The following is an 854-nucleotide window of genomic DNA, read 5'->3' as shown; positions in this document are numbered from 1 at the left end:
CTCAACGACTAAGTCTTTATCGTTGGACTTTTGTGCGTGATGAATGGCTTGGTGTGGCGATTTTTGTTGCAACCAAGCGACCGCCGCATTGCGGTGAAGATCTTTTTCTTGTTGAGGAATACGTGCTTGACGCTCGTGAGACAAGAACTCGCCAAACAAGTTGTGGAAGCGGAACCAGTTATGCTCGCCTTCAAGTGGATAAATGAACAAGCCGTAACGGTTAAGCGATTCAATCAGACCCAGCGCGTCTTCGCGTTGAGTGAGGGCAAATACCAACTCATCGTTAAAGTGATCAAGCACAGACACTTGCATCAAGAAGTGACGAGTTTCGTGATCGAGCAGGTCAAATACTTCTTCGACCAGATAATCCCACAAATGCGCGTGATTGAACTGCGATACCGACTCGACGGTTTGCGCCAATGTGCGGTTTTGATGTTGGGCTTGCAGCGCGATCAACTGCATGGCAGATGGCCAACCTTCCACGTAGGTTCTTAGGCTGTTCGCCATGTCTTCATCAATGCCATCGGCAATGCGTTGGTTAAAGAAGCGGGTGGTTTCTTCAGTATCAAACGCCAACATTTCGTTGCCGATTTCGATCATTAAATCGCGCACACGCAAGTTTGCCGTGCCCAGTGGCGGCGCTGCACGGCTGGTGACGACAACCGTTAAGTTGTCTGGCATGTGCTTGAGGAAGAAACGCATGGATTCATGAATTTCATCGTTGGTGATCAAATGGTAGTCGTCGAGTACCACGTAGCACTCTTGATGAAAATCTGCCATTTCGGCAAATACTTCGCTGAACAGGGAACGTAAAGAGGAAATCTGGCGCTTTTCGGCCAGCTTTTGCGCATTCG

General features: G+C 48.9%; 1 pseudogene. It reads right to left on the bottom strand.

The window, feature by feature from the left end:
• Positions 1-854: pseudogene (locus tag R8O11_RS26300) on the bottom strand (transcriptional regulator MalT); the annotation flags it as partial.

The sequence above is a fragment of the Vibrio sp. 1288 genome (assembly GCF_033344475.1).
This window is presented reverse-complemented; position numbering and strand designations above follow the sequence as displayed.